We start from the raw sequence: 15007 nt of genomic DNA, 5'->3' as shown, positions 1-15007 counted from the left end.
CCTGTTAGCATCGCCAATTTGCATAGAAAGGGTAGGAAAGTGCACGAAAAGGATAGTCGTCTTTCCTATCTTTTGAGTAATAGAACCGAGCTCAATCGACCAATTGTGCAACAACGCACAAATTGGTGACAAATAAGGCCAATTGCTATACATCAATTTTATTAATCGGTATAGTGATTATGGAATGGATTAGAGATAAAGGGTGAAACGGATGGCAAGAAAAATCAACGATACAATACTGAAAGCATTCAGGGGGGAACCGACCAATTATACACCTGTATGGTACATGCGTCAGGCGGGTCGGTCTCAAAAAGAATACAGGAAGCTAAAGGAAAAATACTCCTTGTTCGAGATTACACACCAGCCGGAGCTCTGTGCTTATGTGACAAGGCTTCCTGTTGAGCATTATGGAGTCGACGCTGCGATTCTATACAAAGATATTATGTCGCCGCTGCCGGCTATTGGGGTGGATGTGGAAATCAAATCCGGAATCGGGCCGGTCATCGACAAGCCGATCCGATCTAAGAGTGATGTCGAAAAACTGGGTACGATTGACCCTGTTTCAGATGTTCCCTATGTACTGGAAACGATTCGTCTTCTTGCAGAAGAACAGCTGGACGTACCTTTGATCGGATTCAGCGGTGCACCATTTACGCTGGCAAGTTACATGATTGAAGGCGGACCATCCAAGAATTATCATAAAACGAAAGCAATGATGTACAGTGATCCGGCAGCCTGGTTTGCGTTGATGGATAAGCTGGCGGACATGACAATCACGTATGCTAAGGCGCAAATCCAGGCAGGAGCAAAAGCGTTTCAGATTTTTGACTCATGGGTGGGTGCCTTGCATGCGGCTGATTATCGGGAGTACATCAAGCCTGTGATGCAGCGGATTTTTTCCGAGTTGCGCGGAGAAGGTGTACCACTGATTCTGTTTGGAGTCGGCGCACGCCATTTGATTTTGGAATGGAATGACCTGCCTGTTGATGTTCTTGGTCTGGATTGGCGGACATCGATAACGGAAGCACGTGAAATGGGAATCACCAAAACGTTGCAAGGAAACCTTGATCCTGCCTTGCTTGTTTCGGGTTGGAAGGCTACGGAATTGAGAGCCCAGGCGATTTTGGATGAAGCAGAAGGACAGCCAGGCTTTGTGTTTAATCTAGGTCATGGTGTAACACCAGAAATCGAACCGGCTACTTTGAAAAGATTGACAGATTTCATCCACGACTATTCGCGCCGCAAGTGACGTCAGATAAGAGGAAGAAATAAGAGATAAAAGCAAAGAGGTGTTGGAAAGTGGCGAAGAAAAAAATCGGTTTACTCGTTATGGCATACGGTACGCCATACAAGGAAGAAGATATTGAACGCTATTACACGGATATCCGGCACGGCAGAAAGCCAACTCCGGAAATGCTTGAGGATTTAACAGAAAGATATCGTGCAATTGGGGGTATTTCTCCGCTAGCGGAAATTACCAAGCAGCAGGCACAGGGCATTGAGGATCGTCTTAATGAGATGCAGGATGAGGTAGAATTTGTCCATTATCTTGGATTGAAGCATATTGAACCGTTTATTGAGGATGCTGTTGCGCAAATGGCAGAAGACGGTATTGAAGAAGCGGTCTCGTTGGTGCTAGCTCCTCATTATTCCACCTTCAGTGTGAAGTCATATAATGACCGTGCCCAAAAAGAAGCAGATAAACATGGCAGACCGCAGATTACATCTGTCGAGAGTTGGTATGACGAGCCTGGTTTTATTGATTACTGGGTAAAAGCGATATCGAAAGTATACGGTCAAATGAGTGAACAGGAAAAAGAAAAAGCGGTTTTGGTTGTTTCCGCGCATAGTCTCCCAGAGAAGATTTTGGAACACGGCGATCCATATCCAGATCAACTGAAGCGTACAGCCGAATTGATTTCGGAAGCTACTGGTATTACGCAGTATGAACTTGGATGGCAAAGTGAAGGAAATACGCCTGACCCTTGGCTGGGACCCGACGTACAGGACTTGACCAGGGACCTTTACCATGAAAAAGGATATCGTTCTTTTGTGTATGCACCGGTTGGATTTGTCGTCAATCATTTAGAAGTGCTTTATGATAATGACTATGAATGTAAAGTTGTGTGTGACGAATTGGGTGCCAACTACTATCGCCCGGAAATGCCGAACGCTAAGCCGGAATTTCTCCATACTTTGGCAGAAGTAGTGCTCCGTAAGTATCGCCAAAGTAATGATTCCAATGAGTGATCAGAAAGAAATCGTAGTCATTGGCGGAGGAATTACTGGGTTGACAGCTGCTTATTACTTGCAGAAAAAAATAAAAGAAGAGCAGCTGCCCTATAAGGTGAAACTGTTGGAAGCAAGCAGTCGCCTGGGCGGGAAAATCATGTCGGTCAAACGCGATGGCTATACATTCGAACGCGGTCCTGATTCTTTTTTGATCAGAAAGCCTTCGGCAACACGTTTAGTCAAAGAAGTTGGATTAGAGGACGAATTGATAAAAAACGGTACAGGCCAATCGTATATTTTGGTAGACAAAAAGCTGCATAAAATGCCGAGCGGTTCATTTATGGGCATTCCTACTCAAGTGCGCCCGTTTCTGTTTTCCAGCATCTTTTCCGCAAAGGGAAAACTACGGGCAGGGCTTGATTTTATCAAGCCTAAAGGAAAGCAGGCGGCCGATCAGTCTCTCGGGTTGTTTTTTCGCCGACGCTTTGGCGATGAATTGGTCGAAAATCTTGTCGAGCCGTTGCTTTCCGGCATATATGCCGGGGATATTGATGAACTTAGCCTGATGGCAACGTTCCCTAATTTTTATGAGTTGGAGCAGGAACATCGCAGCCTTGTTAAAGGGCTGCGAAAAACCGTACCAAAGAAGAAGAACAACAAAGGTAAGAAACCGAGTATGTTTTATTCGCTCCAAAATGGTCTGGAATCCCTTGTAGAAGGGGTTGAAGCCAATCTTGATCCCGGGACAGTCCTAAAAGGAACGGGAGTCGATCATATTGAGCGGAAGAATGATCACTATCATCTGCTGCTCAGCGACGGGCAAGCAATCGAGGCAGACTCCGTTGTTCTGGCAGCCCCGCATTTTGCTGCAAGACGGATGCTCAGCCAATATGAGTTCATGGATGCATTCAAAGAGATGCCGGCGACTTCTGTGGCAAACGTAGTCCTGGCTTTTGATCAATCCGCCATCAAAAAGGATATAGACGGAACCGGATTTGTCGTGTCACGGAATAGTGACTATCGCATCACTGCGTGCACATGGACACACAAAAAATGGCCGCAATCGACTCCGGACGGAAAAGTGTTGCTCCGTTGCTACGTAGGACGTCCTGGTGATGAACAAGTGGTTGATTTAACCGATCAGGAAATTGTCGATATTGTCCTGCATGATTTAAAGAGAATCATGAAAATCGACAAGGAACCTGAATTTTCAATGGTTAGCCGTTGGAAAAACGCCATGCCGCAATATTCTGTCGGGCATAAAGAACGCTTGAAATTTGTCCGGGATAAGATGCAAGCAGAGCTTCCAGGTGTATTTTTGGCTGGAAGTTCCTATGAAGGAATCGGAATTCCTGATTGCATCGATCAGGGAGAAGCGGCAGTTGATCAGGTGCTGTCTTATTTAAATTCGCAAATATAGCAAAAAAACAAGCAAAGGATGTACATCCTTTGCTTGTTTTATAGGGTTGTTTTTTTAAGAACTAATATTACTTCGAGAAGAAAGAAAACGAATAGCGGCTTATAAAACAATGATAGTAGAGAATGATTTTATCTTGCAGGATGATCACATTGGTCACATAAATTACCATAACAATCAGCTTTTTCGAGTATTTCTTTCCCGCAACTGTGACATTTTTTTCGTGGCAGGTTTTTAAAAAACTCTACAATGCTTAGCAAAAGAAAATCCCCTCCAGATGTTAGTGTAATTTTATTGTATTACAACAGAGGTTAAAATTCAACCATCTGTTTCATAACAATTTTAAAGAGGTGAGTATTTTGAAATGGACAGTAGTTGGTTATTGGGGAGCCTACCCAGAGAAAGGAGAAGCGACCTCTGCTTACCTTCTTGAACAAGATGGGTTCCGGTGTTTGATTGATTGTGGAAGCGGTGTTCTTTCCCGCCTGCAGACGTTTATAGATGTAACCGAGCTGGATGCCGTTGTGTTATCCCATTACCATCAGGACCATATTGCTGATATTGGTGTGTTACAGTACAGCTGGCTCGTTCAGAATAGTTTGCACAACAGAAATCGCAAGCTGCCGGTTTACGGACATGTCGAAGACAAAACAGGTTTTCTGGCTCTCACGCATCAATTCACAGAGGGAATTGCCTATCACCCGGATGAAGCATTGCAGGTTGGTCCTTTCCAGTTCACCTTTATACAGACAAACCATCCTGTTCCTTGCTATGCGATGCGGATTACGAATGGTGACCAGGTTATCGTTTATACGGCGGACACCAGTTTCAAGCAGGACCTGATTCCTTTCAGCAGAGAAGCAGACTTATTGGTGAGTGAATGCAGCTTCTATCATGGACAGGAAGCTGCTAAAGCGGGACATCTGACAAGCAGCCAATGCGGTGAGCTTGCGGCAAAAGCAGGGGTGAAACAGCTGCTGCTCACTCACTTACCGCACTTTGGAAATCGAGCGGTTCTGCAAGAGGAGGCTGGCAGAAAATTTTCCGGAATCATTCAGCTGGCCCATGAAGGATGGACTTGGCAAGGGTAGAAAAGTCCCATGAATTGCCCTAAACTGAGACTTTAGGTAAAATGAAAATACAAGCTCTAAGGAGGGGTATCCATGTTATTTATCGATAATGAGGGAATCACAGATCCCCATATTAACCTGGCAATCGAAGAATATATTCTGAAAAACTTCGGTGCGGATGATACATATTTGCTATTCTACATCAATGAGCCTTCGATCATAATTGGAAAAAACCAAAATACTATCGAAGAAATCAATACCAATTATGTGGATTCCAACGGTATTCATGTTGTCCGCAGGCTTTCTGGCGGGGGAGCGGTCTACCATGATGAAGGGAACCTGAACTTCAGTTTCATTACCAAAGATGATGGCAACAGTTTTCATGACTTCGCAAAATTTACTGAGCCGGTAACCGATGCACTGAAAAAATTAGGGGTCAATGCCGAACTTCAGGGACGAAATGATATACTGGTTGACGGAAGAAAAATTTCGGGTAATGCCCAGTTTTCCACGAGAGGCCGGATGTTTAGTCACGGTACCCTTATGTTTGACTCCGAAATTGAAAACGTGGTCTCCGCTTTAAATGTTAAGATGGAGAAAATCAAATCCAAGGGTATCAAATCCATCCGCAGTCGCGTAGCCAATATTTCTGAATTTCTCGACGAGAAAATTACGATGGAAGAATTTAAAGCATTGATCCTCCGCTACATTTTCGATGTGGAGGATGTAAAAGACGTACCGCAATACAAGTTGACAGAGGAAGATTGGAAGAACATCCATCAGCTTTCAGAAGAACGTTATCAGCGTTGGGACTGGAATTATGGTCGCTCTCCGGCTTTTAATATTCAACAGTCACACAAATTCCCGGCAGGTTCTGTCGATGCCCGGCTTGATGTCAAAAAAGGCACGATTGAAAATATAAAAATTTATGGCGATTTCTTTGGCGTTGGGGATATAGAAGATGTAGAGAATAGACTCACGGGAATTCGTTATAACAGGCAGGCAATCGAAGAAGCCTTGAGTGACCTTGATATCAGCCACTATCTCGGTAAAATTTCTAGGGAAGAGTTTGTTGATTTAATCTATTAAGGATAAGAGGAAATCCCATTTATTACAATTGAATGGGATTTCTTTCTTTTCAATGGGCTAAACAAGTATCCTTTGGTCTGGCGTACCAGAAGAACGCCACTCCGAGTCTTTTCTTAAGCTTGTCGGAGGCCCGCACGATGCGGGTCATGCAGTCGTTGCCACAGGACGTGGCGGATTTAGCCTGTACTCCTTTAAACACGGACGCCTGCGCTTTTCTATGTCCAGCTCCGGCGCCTACCCCCTCGAGGTCTTAAGTCAATCCTCGGTGTGGCAGAAGAACGCCACTCCGAGTCTTTTCTTAAGCTTGTCGGGGGTAAGCAAGGCGCCTGCGCTTTTCTATGTGCCTCCAGTTTTTTCTAATACTATCTTGCTAGGGGATAAGCTTTGGCTTATAATGAAAGATAAGGGCATAATGAATGACTATTCATTCAGGGAGGGATACGATGAATATAAGTGAGCAGATATCTATCACTGCCAAACAACATCCCGAGAAACCGGCATACATATTTGATGGCAAAGAAACGACTTATTTGGAATTGGAAGGCATTATCAACAAATTTGCCGACAGCCTGGTGAGTCTCGGTTACCAAAAGGGTGACCATCTCGCTCTGGTAGTTGGAAACAGTCCGCATTTTATTATTGGTTTGTATGGGGCCTTGCGTGCAGGAGTCATTGTCATCCCGATCAATCCGATTTATACGTCGGATGAAATCTCTTATATTTTGCAAAATGGAGATGTGAAAGGAATTGTGACACTGGATATGCTATCCGGAAAGTTCGTGCAAATCGCGGATGTCCTGGAGGAGGTAGAGCATATCATCATCGCTGAGACCGGGGCGGGTACCGAGATCGCCGATACCGTTCTGTCAGCAAAAATGAAATCGTTTTCAAAAATGGTGGGGGAAGGAAATGCCCGTTTTGACCGTCCGGAACTGCAGGAAGAAGACGTTGCCCTTGTACTCTATACTTCCGGTACAACGGGGAAACCGAAGGGCGCGATGTTGACGCATCGCAATCTTTATTCCAATGCCAAGGATACGGCAGATTACCTCCAGATGGATGGAAGGGAAAAAGTAATCGCAGCACTTCCAATGTTCCACGTTTTTTGTTTGACAGTTGCGCTAAATGCCCCGTTAATGAACGGTGGAACCGTACTGATTGTACCCAAGTTTTCTCCTGAAGCGGTTTTTAAGCTTGCCAAAGAGCAGCAGGCGACCGTCTTTGCAGGGGTGCCGACCATGTATAATTATTTACTGCAAACAGCTGGCGGTCATGAGGAGGATTTTCAGAGCATCCGTCTTTGTATTTCCGGAGGGGCTGCGATGCCAGTCGCCTTGTTGAAAAATTTTGAACGGAAATTCGGTGTGATGGTGTCTGAAGGTTATGGGTTGTCGGAAGCATCACCGGTTACTTGCTTTAATCCGCTCGATCGGGAACGGAAACCTGGATCTATTGGCACCAATATCAAAAACGTCGAAAATAAGATAGTCGACGAAATGGGGAACGAGCTTCCTCCAGGCGAAGTAGGAGAGTTGGTTGTCCGCGGTCCTAATGTCATGGCTGGATACTATAAGCTGCCTGAAGAGACAGAGGCAGTATTACGGGATGGCTGGCTGTACACTGGAGATATGGCAAGGATGGATGAAGAAGGGTATTTCTATATTGTCGACAGGCGCAAAGATATGATACTTGTCGGTGGCTATAATGTATATCCACGGGAAGTCGAAGAGGTATTATATGAGCATCCCGATATCGAGGAAGTAGCAGTTGTCGGCATGCCCGATCCTGAGCAAGGAGAGGCTGTTGTCTGCTTTGTCGTCACGGAAAATGAGGGATTACGTACATCCGATGTCATCGGTTTCTGCAGGGAGCAGCTTGCCAAATATAAGGTGCCTTCGGTTGTAGAGTTTTTGGACGAACTGCCGAAAAATACGACCGGAAAAATTCTGCGCAAGCAGCTGCGTGAGAAAGTAGCACAGTTTTGAGCTTTTAGTATGGATAAAAGAATATGGTAAAATTTAAGAATCTCCTGTCGGGCGGCGGGGGATTTGTTTTCTGAAATTGCTACTTTCGGGCAGGAGGAAATCAAAATGAAAAAGTTACTGGCAGCTTATTTGGGTTTTCTTATCATGATTTGGGGATATTTCCTATTCTTTTATCCATTGGAAACGTATGGTGATTCTCGTTATGCAGCTATGGCACATGCCATGTACTTCTCCAAATTACCGCTGGAATGGCTGCTGTTGTATACCATTTTCAAAAAAGGCTGGTCCATCGTCTGGGTCGATTGGATGGAGCGATTTACTGGCAAGCTTTGGCTGAAAACGCTGCTCTTTTCCTTGTTGTTGACCATCGCTTATCAGGTTATCCGTCTCCCGTTTAACCTCCTTTGGCTAGTTATAAGCCGGAAGGAAGGGACGAGCAATCAAACGGTCGGTAACTGGTTTTATGAGCTTGGGCTGGACAGTCTGTTTTTCTGGTTCGTTTTAGCAGCTGGTATTTATCTGTCCCTGGTGCTGATGGCCAGATTTAAAAACTGGTGGTTTGGTTTATGGCTGATCGCTCTTCCAGCAGCGCTGTTTGTGGTATATATTCAGCCAGTCTGGATTGATCCGCTGTATGAGGATTTCGCTGTCATGGAGCCGGGATCGCTCCGTACAGCTATCGAGGATTTGACGGAAAAATCAGGCTTAGAAGATGCGACCATTCTTCAGGTCTATATGAGTGAGAAGACGACTACCTTCAATGCTTATGTTACCGGGATTATGGGTAATGCCCGGATTGTCCTTTGGGATACTGCGTTGAACGGCATGCCGCAGGATGAAGTGCTGTTTATTCTCAGCCATGAAATTGGTCATTATGTGAAGCACCATGTGTTTTTCGGAGTGGCTGGTTACCTGTTGTTGAGTTTGTTCCTGCTTGTTGCCGGCGCTTTACTTTACCGCATTGTTTGCAGAAATGTTTTAGATAACCAGTCCTATCTAAAAAAGAATGACTTGCGTGCAGTGCCGTTATTGTTGTTGATTTTTTCTTTGCTGTTAACTGCTGCCCAACCGGTATCTTTGGTAGTTTCGCGCCAGATTGAGTCCTCTGCAGATCGCTATGCAGTCGAACAAAGTGATAATGATCAGCTTCGGGCAGGTATGTCCAGTTTTCGGCGGATGGCTGAGCAGTCGAAGAGTGATGTGTCCCCTGTTTTTTGGGTCAAGTGGCTGCGGTTCGGCCATCCTCCAATCCAGGAGCGGATCGACCGAATTGAAAAAGAGCTGTCCGAACGTGAAACTAATCCCGGTACTTCTTCGTAACAATAAGAGAAGGGATGGGATGAAAGCCAATGGAGAATTTTCAAAATCAACTGATGATAGAAAAGGAAAAATTCCGGGAGAAGCAAAACTTGAATAACCAGCTTTCCGCTATGACTGCCGAATTGGAAAAGTTACAGGAAATAGAGACAAGGATGAAGCAAAGGCTGGAAAAGGAAAAGGTCGATGTGGAAAAACTGGAGGGTGTCAGCCTGAAAGGGATATTCATGTCCCTAGCAGGAAAAAAAGAAGAGGTGCTGGATAAGGAGCGACAGGAGGTACTTGAAGCTCAGCTGAAATGGAAGGAAGCAAGTTCCGCCAGGGAAGAGCTGGAAAAGGAACACAGCATCCTCGCAGATAGAATCCAGTCGCTAGGCTATCCGGAAGAACAATACCAACAGCTGTTGGAGCGGAAAGAGCAGTATTTGCTAAATCAAAACCATCAAGCTGGAGGGCAACTGCTTGATTTGTCAGAAGCTATCGGCGAGTTGCGGGCAGATGCCCGGGAAATTAAGGAAGCGCTCGCTGCCGGCCGAGAGGCTTCCGATGCTCTTGCTGATGCAAAAAAATCGCTTCACAGTGCCGAAAATTGGGGAACGCTCGATATGTTCGGCGGAGGAATGATTACGACAGCGATCAAACATGGTCGTATCGATGATGCAAGCAAAGAAGTACACGAAGCACAGCGTCTGTTGCGCAAATTTTCACGCGAACTGGATGATATCGGAAATTCGTTTTCATTCGGCGTGTCCATATCCGGCGGCTGGACCGTAGCTGACTATTTTTTTGATGGCCTGATAACAGACTGGTTTGTCCAGGGACAAATTAAGGATTCACTTGAACAGGTGGAAACCGTTAAAAGGGAGACAGACCGGACGCTAGCCAGGCTTGAGGAACTATTTTTTGACGTGGAACGGAAAATAAACGAACTGGAGACGGATAAGCAACGGCTGCTTGAAACCCCGCTTTAAGACTGGCGGTGGGTGATCATATCTTCATCGTCGGTGATGAAGAAAGGACGTTCCGGACGCCGGGATAATAATCCGAGCTTTTCTAATTTTAAGTAACTGACCTTCCTGTAAGGATCTCCTTCTATGATCGGAAGGTTACCTGTTTGGTCACGGTAATGGTCAACAGCTTGCTGAACCTTATCCAGGTCTTCGGCGAGCTGTTTATCTTTTTCTTCAAAAATTTCATAGGTTTCACGGGACATGTAGTAAGTCTGTTCCGGTTCTGCTTCTAAATAGGGAGCGAGTAGCTGGTAATCAATTGTCCGGTCTTCCTTTATAATGACTTGGAGCGGTATTTCCGATGCGAGCTCGGCGCTGTATCGCCGGATGGCATCTTTTACCTCTGAAATGCTCACCGGCCTAACGGGGAGTTGTTTCTGCTGAGAATCAATTTTTGGTTTTTTGTTCTTTTTCCACATCGCGTTTCCTCCTTTATAGAAAGGAATGGTATCTTATTGATATAAAGATTATAGCAAACCTGCACTCCTGTGTTAAAGCGTTTTCGTTTTGAAGAAGTGGGCGTGACAAATTTCAGTATTATTTTGCTAAGCAGATTTCCGTGATTCCGAAAAGTCTTTTTAATACCTGGTTAGAAATGTTATTTTATCACCCAATTTCCTTGAGAATATTTCTTTAAAGAAACTGACAATAAAGATGTATAAAGGTTTTCTACATGGCAATTGCTCCTTTTTTACACGTAGTAAAAAACCTGGCAGGGTGTTCTGTGCCCGCCATTACTTCTTGCTTCTAGGTAGAGTATAGCAAACCTGACGGCTTGATTGGAAACGCTTTAATTTACAGATGACATGCATGACAAATAGCAGGAATTTTTTACAAAAAATTCAATTATTTCTACCAATTTATGCAATTTTCTGGTAAATTAGGAGTAGGCCTTTCACCTGCCTAACTATTCAATGAAGGGATGGACTCTATGATATATCAAACGGATTATGAAGTTACCCCACTTACACTAGCTGTCATTGGAGGGGACACAGGCAACAGGTTTTCTTCGAGAGTTTTAGAAGAAGAGGAAATTATCCATGTGAAACAGCCGGCAAGCAAAATCATCGATCTTGCCTGTAAGTTCTTTGGGAGCAGCCTGCGAGGCAGGCAGGAAGGGACCAAGGATATCTGCAATATTACACACAAAGTTCCTGTTTCCATTGACCCTTCGAGCGGTATGTATTTTTTCCCCACAGCTTCCCCAAATAGCCCTCATTGCTCATGGATTGCCCACTCACATGTCGACAGAATCAGCAAGGCTGCCAATCATTCCACTGAAATTGCCTTCAAGAATGGCGCTTCCATTACACTCCAAGTTTCCCACGGTATTATATTGAATCAAATCCAACGGACTGCACAATTTCGCTACTTACTGGATCACCGGATTAAGTATTTGTGGAAGAATAGTGCTGATATTGTTGCTGAGCCTTTTGTATAAGCTCCCGCAGAATGTTTTCCACCTTTTTTCGAATGGCTGGATTAAAATAGTTTCTTTTCTCTTCTCGCCCTTGGCAGATAAATAAAAAGGAGGAAAAGGAATCGTTTTTGTTTAAAGAAACGACCTGTAGCTTTTCCTTCGCCATACGGCTTCGAAGCTGTCTGCGTTCTGCTACAGCTTCCTGCTCCATTTTTTCGAGCAGGTCGGTGAAGGGTTCTTTGATTTTGAAGCTGCCTGTTTGAATGTTTTGCAGGTCTTTTTGAATGACTACAATGGCCATTGAAAGAAATAGAAAACGGGAAGCAACAGAAAGTTGTTCTTCGCTGAGATAACGCACAATTACTCCTCCTTACGAACGTATGTTCTATTATACCCTAAACCGATCGATTCTAAAACCGAACTTGTGAAAGTAAATACTGGTAGCAAAAATGAGGCGGTGAAAGGCCGGAAAAAATCCACAGGTGAACGTTTGTAGGCATGGGCTGTTATTTTCCGGTATTTCGGATACCCTATGACTGGGTGATGAAAATGAAAGCAACCGAATTGGAAAGCAAGCGTTTTGACAAAGCGCTTGATGAAATTCTCGACCTATTCAACAACCTGGAAAGTGATGCACCGATCATCGATTTTGGGCAGGATGTCCTCGATAATATTGCACGAGCCAAAAAGAAGTATGGAGATAAAATGGTAGACGAAAAAATAAATACAGTGGTAAGAGAAATGTTGTCCTGGCTCGACCTGGATGATGTGCAGCTTGATCCGGAGGAAGAGGAGAGTGATCAGGAGGGATCCTGATAGACGAAATGCTCCTGATTTGCTTCTTTCCTCCGACTGGGTTCATTCGATCAATTCCACATCGGTGATGGCTTCAAAAGGAAGAAATTCAATCCCATCACGGTTTTCAACCTCAAGTTTTCCCATTCCTGCTCCTTTTATGAAACCTTCCATCCTCTCTATCCGTTGTGCTTCATAGAAGAAGAGCGAGACCTTTTGTTTGTATTCAATTGCTTGCGTGATCGTCCGCTGCATTTCCTCTAATTTGTCACTACTGAGAAGCGGCTTTTCTACATCTTTTTCTGCTTCATACCACTGGTTGAGCATTTCCACATGCTCGGGCAGCATGAGGGAAGTCCATTTGATGGTTCCCCGATCTTGATGTTTGTCATGCACGGTTAAGCCCCCTTGCGTTGAAATTTTTTAACCGGGTGAATGGCTAAAATATTTTCCAGGCGAAAAGTCCTGACTTGCCTGCGGGAATAGCAATAAGCAACGATTTGTTCTTCCTTGATCTGAAGAATTCGGACTATGCGCTGTGATAGCCGTCCGTTTTTTGCCATATAAATCATTTCCACCATTTTTTTGTTCTCCATTGCTCGTTGAAGGGTTGTTTCCATTGGTTTCACTCCTCGAAAGGGAACGTTTGTTCTTATTATATGCAAAACGCGGAAATTTTACAACCAAATAAAGTCTGGTAATTAATACCTAGTCTCTTGCCAATGACAACAGTTCATTCATTCATGCTGCTTAGATTCCATCATGAACGGCTCATTCAAAAGGTGAAGATCAAAAAAACCGAACGAGTTCGAAGGTTAGGATTTCGAATCATCGTCCGGTTTTTGGATTTGATTAAAACGGAAAATAGATAAATATTAGAAACAAGGCAATAGCGATGAGAAAGGTTGCTCCATAAATAACAATCAGCAAAGGCACATTTTCCTTCATCGAGCTTTTTTCATAGTCAATGGAACGATGGAGCTCTTGCTCATGCCGATTTTCGGCTTTTTCGTAGGCCTTGGCTTTGTCTGATTCCGATTTTCCTAATAGCAATGTTATAATCAAGGCAACAATACATACGATAAAGGCTGAAATTATTAAAAAGACATACATTGTTTTTCCTCCAGGTAAAATGTCTGTTTCTATTATCTGATTATTTTATAAGAAAAACAACAAGAAAGTGAACAACAGAACAACGGAGGAGAAAAAAAGACAGCGCACTGGGCAATTTTCCTTGTTTACATTACAATTAAAATAGGGAAACTGGTTAATAAGCAGTAGATATACTGCAAGTGTGGGTGCGAGGAGAATGGGACTTGTACATATTTAACATAGATCTCAATGAATTAAGAGAACTGATAGAAAGTAATAGATTCGATGACTTACTGCTGCAGCTATTGAAAAGCTATGAGGCCCTCGGACCGCTTCCTGGCATTTTACTGCCTTTCATTGAGGCATTTTTGCCGTTTTTGCCGTTGGTTGTCTTCGTGCTTGCCAATGCTGCGGCATACGGGTTGCTCGAAGGCTTTTTGTTTTCGTGGATTGGTGCCAGCGCGGGGGCAATATGTGTATTTATGCTAGTCCGCAAGCTTGGGAATAAGCGCTTATTTATTTGGCTGCGTAAAAACAAGCAAGTTGAAAGGGTAACGGGATGGCTGGAGCGGCACGGGTTCGGCCCATTGTTTTTGCTGATGTGCTTTCCGTTTTCTCCGTCTTCTGTCATCAATATTGTCGCAGGGCTGTCCAAAATAAGCTTGCAGCAATTTGTCCTTGCTGTGCTGCTCGGGAAGACAGTGATGATATTTACAATTGCCTATGTGGGAGACAGTATCGTTTCTTTCGCTCAAAATCCGATAAAGACAATCGTGGTTGGAATTTGTATCCTGTTGTTTTGGATATTCGGCAAATTCATGGAGCAGCGTCTGCATAGAAAGACCCGAGAACGGGGGTAGCCTCCAAATAGGGGATTAATATTTTTTCTGAAGGGTAAAATATGGATAGAACAGCACCTGGAGGAAAAGTCAATGAAAAAAATAAATTATTGGAAAGTATTACGGACGGTAGTGATTGCAGGAATCCTGGCAGTACTTTTCCGTTCGTATTTATTTGCTAGTTATGTTGTGGATGGAAAATCGATGGAGCCCACGTTATTTGATGAAAATCTGATCATGGTGAACAAAATGGCCTATGACTTGCATGGTATCAATCGATTCGATGTCATCGTGTTCCATGCGAATGAGAAAGAAGATTACGTGAAACGTGTTATCGGCACTCCGGGAGACACGATTGAATATAAGAACGATCGTCTATATCTGAATGGAGAGCCGGTTGAGGAAGAGTATTTAGAGCCGTTTAAAACGGATGACGGGAAACCATTGACAGAAGACTTTTCATTGAATGAAGTAACCGGCCGGACGGTAGTGCCGGAGGGGAAACTGTTTGTCATGGGAGATAACCGACGCGAAAGCCTGGACAGCAGGTATTTCGGATTTGTTTCCCAAGAAGAAGTCGTCGGGAAAGTTGATGTGCGATACTGGCCGCTTTCCCAATTAGGTGTAAGCTTTTAAAAAGAACTTCTCGCTTCCTTTGCCTCTGATTAGATTGGAAACGACTGCTTGGTTCTTCTCATCAGAGGATATGAAAATGCAGGCCATCGTATAAATCGATAAAAA

Annotated in this window: 18 protein-coding genes; 12 read left to right on the top strand and 6 right to left on the bottom strand. The window is 44.1% G+C overall.

Features of this window, described 5'->3' with window-relative positions:
- Window positions 1-211: 211 nt before the first annotated feature.
- Genes hemE through hemY form a run of 3 tightly spaced genes read left to right on the top strand, consistent with a single transcriptional unit; the run spans window position 212 to window position 3652 of the window.
- Window positions 212-1249 (top strand): uroporphyrinogen decarboxylase, encoded by a 1038-nt coding sequence (gene hemE, locus BN1067_RS19250; RefSeq protein ID WP_053220414.1) that lies wholly within the window; start codon window positions 212-214, stop codon window positions 1247-1249.
- 50 nt (window positions 1250-1299) lie between these two features.
- Complete coding sequence (gene hemH / locus BN1067_RS19245) at window positions 1300-2250, top strand: ferrochelatase (protein ID WP_053220413.1); 951 nt, start codon at window positions 1300-1302, stop codon at window positions 2248-2250.
- Window positions 2243-3652 carry a protoporphyrinogen oxidase gene (gene hemY / locus BN1067_RS19240; RefSeq protein WP_053220412.1) on the top strand — a complete coding sequence of 470 codons (1410 nt, stop codon included), beginning with the start codon at window positions 2243-2245 and terminating at the stop codon, window positions 3650-3652. The genes hemH and hemY overlap by 8 nt, the downstream gene beginning before the upstream one ends.
- Before the next feature lie 128 nt (window positions 3653-3780).
- Here hemY and yhfH read toward each other — a convergent pair whose 3' ends face one another.
- Complete coding sequence (gene yhfH, locus BN1067_RS19235; RefSeq protein WP_110943589.1) at window positions 3781-3909, bottom strand: protein YhfH; 129 nt, start codon at window positions 3907-3909, stop codon at window positions 3781-3783.
- Window positions 3910-4008: 99 nt separating this feature from the next.
- Here yhfH and BN1067_RS19230 point away from each other — a divergent pair, with 99 nt between their 5' ends.
- The 5 genes from BN1067_RS19230 to BN1067_RS19210 all read left to right on the top strand — a co-directional run bounded on the left by BN1067_RS19230 (window position 4009) and on the right by BN1067_RS19210 (window position 10081).
- The gene (locus tag BN1067_RS19230) at window positions 4009-4740 is read left to right on the top strand and encodes an MBL fold metallo-hydrolase (RefSeq protein ID WP_053220411.1); all 732 of its coding nucleotides are present in this window, start codon (window positions 4009-4011) and stop codon (window positions 4738-4740) included.
- 72 nt (window positions 4741-4812) lie between these two features.
- Window positions 4813-5808: a lipoate--protein ligase gene (locus tag BN1067_RS19225; protein WP_053220410.1), complete on the top strand. Its 996-nt coding sequence runs from the start codon at window positions 4813-4815 to the stop codon at window positions 5806-5808.
- A gap of 443 nt (window positions 5809-6251) precedes the next feature.
- A complete protein-coding gene (locus tag BN1067_RS19220; protein WP_053220409.1) occupies window positions 6252-7793 on the top strand; it encodes a fatty acid--CoA ligase family protein in 1542 nt (513 codons plus the stop codon).
- A 105-nt stretch (window positions 7794-7898) separates the two neighbouring features.
- Window positions 7899-9113: a M48 family metalloprotease gene (locus tag BN1067_RS19215; RefSeq protein ID WP_053220408.1), complete on the top strand. Its 1215-nt coding sequence runs from the start codon at window positions 7899-7901 to the stop codon at window positions 9111-9113.
- A gap of 29 nt (window positions 9114-9142) precedes the next feature.
- Window positions 9143-10081: a hypothetical protein gene (locus BN1067_RS19210; RefSeq protein ID WP_053220407.1), complete on the top strand. Its 939-nt coding sequence runs from the start codon at window positions 9143-9145 to the stop codon at window positions 10079-10081.
- Here the strand turns inward: BN1067_RS19210 and BN1067_RS19205 are convergent.
- Window positions 10078-10539, bottom strand: a complete 462-nt coding sequence (locus BN1067_RS19205) for a DUF3939 domain-containing protein (protein ID WP_053220406.1) — start codon at window positions 10537-10539, stop codon at window positions 10078-10080. The two genes, BN1067_RS19210 and BN1067_RS19205, sit on opposite strands and share 4 nt — an antisense overlap.
- Window positions 10540-11051: 512 nt before the next feature.
- On the opposite strand from BN1067_RS19205, the gene BN1067_RS19200 reads away from it, so the two are divergent.
- Window positions 11052-11561: a competence protein ComK gene (locus BN1067_RS19200; RefSeq protein ID WP_110943588.1), complete on the top strand. Its 510-nt coding sequence runs from the start codon at window positions 11052-11054 to the stop codon at window positions 11559-11561.
- On the opposite strand, the gene BN1067_RS19195 is transcribed toward BN1067_RS19200, so the two are convergent.
- Entirely contained in the window at window positions 11509-11898 is a 390-nt protein-coding gene (locus BN1067_RS19195) for a hypothetical protein (protein ID WP_053220404.1), read from the bottom strand. The two genes, BN1067_RS19200 and BN1067_RS19195, sit on opposite strands and share 53 nt — an antisense overlap.
- 191 nt (window positions 11899-12089) lie before the next feature.
- On the opposite strand from BN1067_RS19195, the gene BN1067_RS19190 reads away from it, so the two are divergent.
- Window positions 12090-12356 carry a hypothetical protein gene (locus BN1067_RS19190; protein ID WP_199868573.1) on the top strand — a complete coding sequence of 89 codons (267 nt, stop codon included), beginning with the start codon at window positions 12090-12092 and terminating at the stop codon, window positions 12354-12356.
- A gap of 42 nt (window positions 12357-12398) precedes the next feature.
- On the opposite strand, the gene BN1067_RS19185 is transcribed toward BN1067_RS19190, so the two are convergent.
- From BN1067_RS19185 to BN1067_RS19175, 3 genes are all read right to left on the bottom strand, one after another.
- The gene (locus BN1067_RS19185) at window positions 12399-12731 is read right to left on the bottom strand and encodes a YolD-like family protein (RefSeq protein ID WP_053220402.1); all 333 of its coding nucleotides are present in this window, start codon (window positions 12729-12731) and stop codon (window positions 12399-12401) included.
- A gap of 2 nt (window positions 12732-12733) precedes the next feature.
- Window positions 12734-12955, bottom strand: coding sequence for a WYL domain-containing protein (locus tag BN1067_RS19180; protein ID WP_053220401.1), 222 nt, complete (start codon window positions 12953-12955; stop codon window positions 12734-12736).
- A 232-nt stretch (window positions 12956-13187) separates the two neighbouring features.
- Entirely contained in the window at window positions 13188-13448 is a 261-nt protein-coding gene (locus BN1067_RS19175) for a hypothetical protein (protein WP_053220400.1), read from the bottom strand.
- A gap of 242 nt (window positions 13449-13690) precedes the next feature.
- Between BN1067_RS19175 and BN1067_RS19170 the strand changes: the two genes are divergently transcribed.
- On the top strand, window positions 13691-14287 hold the full coding sequence (locus BN1067_RS19170; RefSeq protein WP_407701383.1) for a TVP38/TMEM64 family protein: 597 nt from the start codon (window positions 13691-13693) through the stop codon (window positions 14285-14287).
- Window positions 14288-14359: 72 nt separating this feature from the next.
- Window positions 14360-14902: a signal peptidase I gene (lepB, locus tag BN1067_RS19165; RefSeq protein ID WP_053220398.1), complete on the top strand. Its 543-nt coding sequence runs from the start codon at window positions 14360-14362 to the stop codon at window positions 14900-14902.
- Window positions 14903-15007: the final 105 nt, after the last annotated feature.

Origin of the sequence: Virgibacillus senegalensis (genome assembly GCF_000821245.2) — a bacterium.
Taxonomy (GTDB): domain Bacteria; phylum Bacillota; class Bacilli; order Bacillales; family Amphibacillaceae; genus Sediminibacillus; species Sediminibacillus senegalensis.
Note: the sequence above shows the minus strand (reverse complement) of the source record. Positions and strands in the feature narration are given on the sequence as shown.

Excerpts from the sequence above, each read along its gene's own strand:
- BN1067_RS19220 (WP_053220409.1), top strand. The coding sequence starts at position 6,252 with ATGAATATAAGTGAGCAGATATCTATCACTGCCAAACAACATCCCGAG.
- BN1067_RS19215 (WP_053220408.1), top strand. The coding sequence starts at position 7,899 with ATGAAAAAGTTACTGGCAGCTTATTTGGGTTTTCTTATCATGATTTGG.
- BN1067_RS19210 (WP_053220407.1), top strand. The coding sequence starts at position 9,143 with ATGGAGAATTTTCAAAATCAACTGATGATAGAAAAGGAAAAATTCCGG.
- BN1067_RS19190 (WP_199868573.1), top strand. The coding sequence starts at position 12,090 with ATGAAAGCAACCGAATTGGAAAGCAAGCGTTTTGACAAAGCGCTTGAT.
- BN1067_RS19225 (WP_053220410.1), top strand. The coding sequence starts at position 4,813 with ATGTTATTTATCGATAATGAGGGAATCACAGATCCCCATATTAACCTG.
- BN1067_RS19205 (WP_053220406.1), bottom strand. The coding sequence starts at position 10,539 with ATGTGGAAAAAGAACAAAAAACCAAAAATTGATTCTCAGCAGAAACAA.
- BN1067_RS19200 (WP_110943588.1), top strand. The coding sequence starts at position 11,052 with ATGATATATCAAACGGATTATGAAGTTACCCCACTTACACTAGCTGTC.
- hemE (WP_053220414.1), top strand. The coding sequence starts at position 212 with ATGGCAAGAAAAATCAACGATACAATACTGAAAGCATTCAGGGGGGAA.
- BN1067_RS19175 (WP_053220400.1), bottom strand. The coding sequence starts at position 13,448 with ATGTATGTCTTTTTAATAATTTCAGCCTTTATCGTATGTATTGTTGCC.
- lepB (WP_053220398.1), top strand. The coding sequence starts at position 14,360 with ATGAAAAAAATAAATTATTGGAAAGTATTACGGACGGTAGTGATTGCA.
- hemY (WP_053220412.1), top strand. The coding sequence starts at position 2,243 with ATGAGTGATCAGAAAGAAATCGTAGTCATTGGCGGAGGAATTACTGGG.
- BN1067_RS19180 (WP_053220401.1), bottom strand. The coding sequence starts at position 12,955 with ATGGAAACAACCCTTCAACGAGCAATGGAGAACAAAAAAATGGTGGAA.